The organism is Streptomyces sp. NPDC001709, assembly GCF_053596375.1.
This window is the reverse complement of record NZ_JBSFGB010000110.1, coordinates 1-6,105: the sequence shown is the minus strand read 5'-3', so window position 1 is coordinate 6,105 and position 6,105 is coordinate 1. Positions and strand designations below refer to the sequence as shown.

Annotated in this window: 2 protein-coding genes; both read left to right on the top strand. The window is 72.5% G+C overall.

Annotated elements, in window-relative coordinates:
- The first annotated feature begins 9 nt into the window (after positions 1–9).
- Complete coding sequence (locus ACWC0C_RS47860) at positions 10–4,179, top strand: SDR family NAD(P)-dependent oxidoreductase (protein ID WP_450871478.1); 4,170 nt, start codon at positions 10–12, stop codon at positions 4,177–4,179.
- Positions 4,180–4,225: 46 nt separating this feature from the next.
- Positions 4,226–6,105, top strand: a 1,880-nt coding sequence (locus tag ACWC0C_RS47855) for a type I polyketide synthase (protein ID WP_450871477.1), incomplete at its 3' end; no start/stop codon positions are given.

The following is a 6,105-nucleotide window of genomic DNA, read 5'->3' as shown; positions in this document are numbered from 1 at the left end:
TCGCCGCGTATGGAGCCGATGCTTGATGAGTTCCGTGCCGTGGCGGAGCGGCTGACCTACGCCGAGCCGCGTATCCCGGTCGTGTCGAATGTGTCCGGCGAGGTGGTGTCGGGGTTCGATGCGGATTACTGGGTGCGGCATGTGCGGCATGCGGTGCGTTTCGCCGATGGTGTGCGGACGTTGTGGGATCTCGGGGTACGCCGGTTCCTGGAGTTGGGTCCGGATGCGGTGCTGACGGCGATGGCCCGGCAGTGCGTGGAGGACGACGAGAACGAGGCAGCGTTTGTCCCCGCGTTGCGGGCCAAGCTCGGCGAGGCGGAGACGTTCGCGGGGTTCCTGGGCCGGGCTCACACCGCCGGCGTCGCAGTCGACTGGAACGTCTTCTACGCGGGTACCGGCGCGAAGCGCGTCGACCTGCCCACCTACGCCTTCCAACGCGAGAACTACTGGCTGATGCCGACGGCACAGGCCGGTGATGTCGCTGCGGCGGGCCTGGACCGGATCGAGCACCCGGTCCTCGCGGCGGCCGTACAGGTCGGTGACCGTGACGAGTGGGTCTTCACCGGCCGCATGTCCACCGAAACGCAGCCTTGGGTGAGCGACCACGTCGTGCTAGGCCTCGTGATCGTCCCAGGTACGGCGTGGGTGGAGCTGGCGTCGGTGGCCGGTCGCCGGGTGGGTGTGCCAGTGGTGGACGAGCTGGTGATGGAGGCGCCGCTCCTGCTGGAGGAGGGGACGACCGCCCAGCTCCGGGTGACCGTGGGTGCCGCGGGTGAGGACGGGCGCCGTGAGGTGGCGGTCTTCGCCCGCCCCGAGGCCGAAGCCGGGGACGGCGATGGCGACGGCGATGGCGATGGCGACCGCGATGGCGAGATGACCTGTCACGCGCGGGGTTGGCTCGCCGCGCAGGACACCGCGCCGGCATCGTCGTGGATCCCGGCGCAGTGGCCGCCCGCCGAAGGCGTGGAGATGTCTGCCGACGTGCTGTACGCCGGGATGGCGGAGCTGGGGTTCGACTACGGGCCCGTGTTCCAGGGTGTGCGTGCGGCGTGGCGTGCTGCTGATGATGTGGTGTTCGCCGAGGTCGCCCTGCCCGGCGACACCGGTGGCGAGAGCTTCGGTGTCCACCCGGCGCTCTTCGACGCCTGCCTGCATTCGGGCCTGCTCCAGGACGGGCCGAGGGACACGGCCTTCCTGCCCTTCTCCTGGTCCGGGGTACGCCTCGGGCAGCGCGGTCTGTCCCGGGTGCGCGTGCGCATGCGCCGGGTCGACGACACCGCCTTCGGCCTCGACGTCGTCGGCGAGCAGGGCGAGCCGGTGCTGAGCCTGGCCCGGCTGGACATGCGTCCGGTCGACCCCGCCCAGCTGGAGCGCCTGCGCCGGGGCGGTGGGCAGCCGGTCCACCGGCTCGACTGGGCCCCGGTCGCGGTCGGCGCGGGTCGGTCCGTGCGGACGGCGGTGCTGGGCGGCTCGGCCGGCACGGGCGAGCGGTTCCCGGATCTGGCCGCGCTGGAGAAGGCTCTTGCCGACGGCGGGCCGACGCCACAGCTGGTCATCGCCGCCGTCGACACGCCGGAGCGAGACGTGGCCCGGGCCGCCAGGCAGGCCGCAGCGGTGGCGTTGACCCTGGTGCAGCGGTGGCTGGCCAGTGAACCGCTGGGCGAGGCACGGCTGGTCGTCGTGACCCGGCGTGCGGTGTCCGTCGCCGGCGAGGCCACGGACATCGCCCAGGCGGCGGTGTGGGGTCTGCTGCGCAGCGCCCAGTCCGAACACCCCGACCGTTTCCTCCTCGTGGACGCGGACGTGGACGTGGACGGCGACGAGCCGGACTGGAGTGCGTTGCTGGATGGGGACGAGCCGCAGGTCGCCGTGCGCGGGCAGCAGGTCTTCGCACCGCGTCTGAGCGCGTCCGCCGCCCCCGCCGACGAGGCGTGGCACCTGTCCGTCACCCGCAAGGGCTCCCTGGACGACGTGGAGCTCGCGTCCTGCGACGCCCGTCGCCCGCTCGCCGCCGACGAGGTGCGGATCGGGGTACGCGCGGCGGGGGTGAACTTCCGCGACGTGCTGATCGCCCTCGGCTTGTACCCGGATGACGTGCCCCTGGGCGCCGAGGCGGCCGGCGTGGTGCTGGAGGTCGGCACGGACGTCACCGAATTCGCCCCCGGCGACCGGGTGTTCGGCATCGTGATGGACTCGTTCGGCCCGCTGGCCGTGGCCCATCGGGCGCTGCTCGCCCGGATGCCGGACGGATGGACCTTCACCCAGGCGGCGTCCGTGCCGGTGGCCTACGCGACCGCCTACTACGGACTGGTCGATCTGGCCGCGCTGCGCGCGGGGGAGCGGGTGCTGGTGCACGCCGCCGCCGGTGGCGTGGGCATGGCCGCCGTACAGATCGCGCGGCACCTCGGCGCGGAGGTGTTCGCCACGGCCGGCCCGTCCAAGTGGGACGTGGTGTGGGCCTCGGGCGTGCCGGAGGACCACATCGCCTCCTCGCGGGAACCGGGGTTCCGGGACACCTTCCTGGACGTCACCGGCGGCTCCGGGGTGGACGTCGTACTCAACTCCCTGACGGGCGAGTTCGTCGACGCCTCACTGGACCTGCTGCCGCGCGGCGGGCGGTTCGTGGAGATGGGCAAGGCCGACATCCGGGACGCGGAGGCGATCGCGGCGCAGCGGCCGGGCGTCGCGTACCGCGCGTTCGACCTGTGGGAGGCGGGGCCGCGGCGGCTGGGAGAGCTGCTGTCCGAGATCGTGGCCCTGTTCCAGCAGGGGGTGCTGCAGTTCGCGCCGACCCGGACCTGGGACGTCCGGCAGGGTCGAGAGGCGCTGCGCCACCTGCGGGAGGGCCACAACGTCGGCAAGATCGTGCTGACCGTGCCGGCACCCCTGGACCCGGAGGGCACGATGGTGGTCACGGGCGGCACGGGTGGCCTGGGGGCGTTGTTCGCCCGGCATCTCGTGGCCGCGCACGGAGCGCGCGACCTGCTGCTGCTCAGCCGCCGGGGGCCCGCGGCCGACGGTGCCGCCGAACTGGTCGCCGAGCTGGAGGCCCAGGGATGCCGCGTACGGGTCGTCGCGTGCGACGTGTCCGACCGGGAGCAACTGGCCTCCGCGCTCGATCCGGTGGAACGTCCCATCACCGCGGTGGTGCATGCGGCCGGTGTGCTGGACGACGGTGTGATCGACTCTCTGACGCCCGAGCAGATCGAGCGGGTCATGCGGCCGAAGGTGGACGCGGCCTGGCATCTGCACGAGCTGACGGCGGATGCGGATCTGTCGGCGTTCGTGCTGTTCTCGTCGGTGGCGGCGCTGATCGGCAGCCCTGGTCAGGGCAACTACGCCGCGGCCAACGCCGCTCTCGACGCGCTGGCCGCGTCCCGCCGGGCGGCGGGTCTCCCGGCCGTCTCGCTGGCGTGGGGTCTGTGGACGGACACCGCGGGCATGGCCGCGCGGCTGAACGAGACCGAACTCGCCCGCCTGGAACGCATGGGCATGAGCCCGCTCACCGCCGAGACGGGGCTCGCGCTGTTCGACCGGTCGCTGGAGGTGGACGCGGCCGTGGTGGCTCCGGTACTGCTGCAGACGGCGGCGTTGCGTGCGCAGGCCCGTGCGGGAATGCTTCCGCCGTTGCTGCGCGGTCTGGTGCGGACGCCGGCCCGGGCGGTCGAGGCGGGCGCCGCGGTGCTGGCACAGCGGTTGGCCGGGGTGCCGGAGGCGGACCGTGAGCGGATCGTGCTGGAGCTGGTCCAGGCGCAGGTCGCGGGTGTGCTCGGGCATGCCTCGGCCGCGTCCGTCGACCCGGAGCGGGCGTTCAAGGAGCTCGGGTTCGACTCGCTGAGCGCGGTCGAGCTGCGTAACCGGCTCGGCCAGGCCACCGGCGTACGGCTGCCCGCCACCCTCGTCTTCGACCACCCCGCCCCGGCGGCCATCGCCCGCCATCTGCTGCCGGAGCTCGTCCCCGACTCCGTCGTGAAACCGCGGTCCGAGGAGGACCGGATCCGCGCGCTGCTCGCGTCGATCCCCATCGACCGGCTGCGCAAGGCCGGACTGCTCGACACCCTGCGCGAACTGGCCGACAGCGACCTGCCGGAGGCGACCACGGACGGCGGGGACACCGCGTCGATCGACGACATGGACGCGGAAACCCTGATCCGGATGGCCCAAGAGGACCTCGCATGACCCCTGCAGAGCACGCCGTCGCCGCAATGAGCTTGGAGACGAAGGAATAGACATGGCCACCGATCAGAACCAGCTCATCGAGGCGCTCAGGAAATCCCTCAAGGAGACCGACAGGCTCCGTCAGCTCAACAAGCGACTGCTCGCCCAGGCCGGCGAACCGCTGGCGATCGTCGGCATGAGCTGCCGCTACCCCGGCGGCGTCACCTCTCCCGAGGAGCTGTGGGAGCTGGTGGCGTCGGGGCGCGACGCCATCACCGGGCTGCCCGCCGACCGCGGCTGGGACCTGGAGCGGCTCTACGACCCCAGCATGCGCCGGCCCGGCGCCGTGTCCACCAGCGGTGGCGGCTTCCTCGACCACATCGCCGAGTTCGACGCCGAGTTCTTCGGGATCAGCCCGCGCGAGGCACTGGCGATGGACCCGCAGCAGCGGCTGCTGCTGGAGGCGTCGTGGGAGGCGTTCGAGGACGCGGGACTCGACCCGACCTCGCTGCGCGGCAGCAACACCGGTGTCTTCTGCGGTGTCGGCACGACCGACTACTGCACGGTGCCGCCGGGAAGCCTGCCGCAGATCGAGGGCTTCCAGCTGACCGGCGGGGCGGCCAGCGTGTCCTCCGGCCGTATTTCCTACGTGTTCGGCCTGGAGGGCCCCGCGGTGTCCGTCGACACCGCGTGCTCCTCCTCCGCGGTCGCCCTGCACATGGCCGCTCAGGCCCTGCGCGCCGGCGAGTGCTCCATGGCCCTCGTCGGTGGCGTGACCGTCATGTCCGGGCCGTTCCTGCTGGCCGAGTTCAGCCGCCAGCAGGCGGTCTCGCCGGACGGCCGCTGCCGCGCCTACGCCGCCTCGGCCAACGGCACGGGTTTCTCCGACGGTCTGGGCCTGGTGGTGCTGGAGCGGCTGTCGGACGCCAAGCGCAATGGGCGGCGGATCCTGGGTCTGATCCGGGGCAGTGCGGTGAACCAGGACGGTGCGAGCAATGGTCTTACGGCGCCGAACGGTCCGTCGCAGGAGCGGGTGATCCGGCAGGCGCTCGCCAACGCGGGGCTGTCGCCGTCCGAGGTGGACGCGGTGGAGGGCCATGGCACCGGCACTGTCCTCGGTGACCCGATCGAGGCCCATGCGCTGCTGGCGACGTACGGCCGGGAGCGGGACGGCGATCCGCTCTGGCTGGGGTCGATCAAGTCCAACATCGGCCACACCTCCCTCGCCGCCGGTGTGGCCGGTGTGATCAAGATGGTGATGGCGATGCGGCACGGGGTGCTGCCGCCGACCCTGCATGTGGATGAGCCGTCCCCGCACATCGACTGGGAGTCGGGTGAGGTACGGCTGCTGACCCAGGCGCGGGAATGGGCGGCCGACGGTCGTCCGCGGCGTGCGGGTGTGTCGTCGTTCGGGGTGAGCGGAACCAACGCGCATCTGATTCTTGAGGAGGCTCCGGCGGAGGAGTCCGCCGATGGCCGCGAGTCGGCTGTGATGCCGGTGGTTCCCGTGGCGGTGTCGGGGCGGACGGCGGCGGCGCTGCGGGCCCAGGCGGACCGGCTGCGTGCGCATGTGCTGGCGCGGCCTGGGGTGTCGCCGGTCGACCTCGGATTCTCCGCGGCGACCGCGCGGGCGCACTTGGAGCACCGTGGTGTGGTGGCCGCCGCTGATCGTGACCAGTTGCTGTCCGGGCTGGCCGCGCTGTCGGTGGGTGAGCCGTCGGCCGGGGTCGTCGAGGGCCGGGCCGCTGTCACCGCAAAGCCGGTGTTCGTGTTCCCGGGGCAGGGGGCGCAGTGGGAGGGTATGGCGGTCGAACTGCTGGAGTCCTCGCCGGTGTTCGCCGCGGAGATCGCGGCTTGTGGTGAGGCGCTGGCGGAGTTCGTGGACTGGAACCTCGTGGATGTGTTGCGGGGTGCGGAGGGTGCGCCGTCGCTGGAGCGCGTGGATGT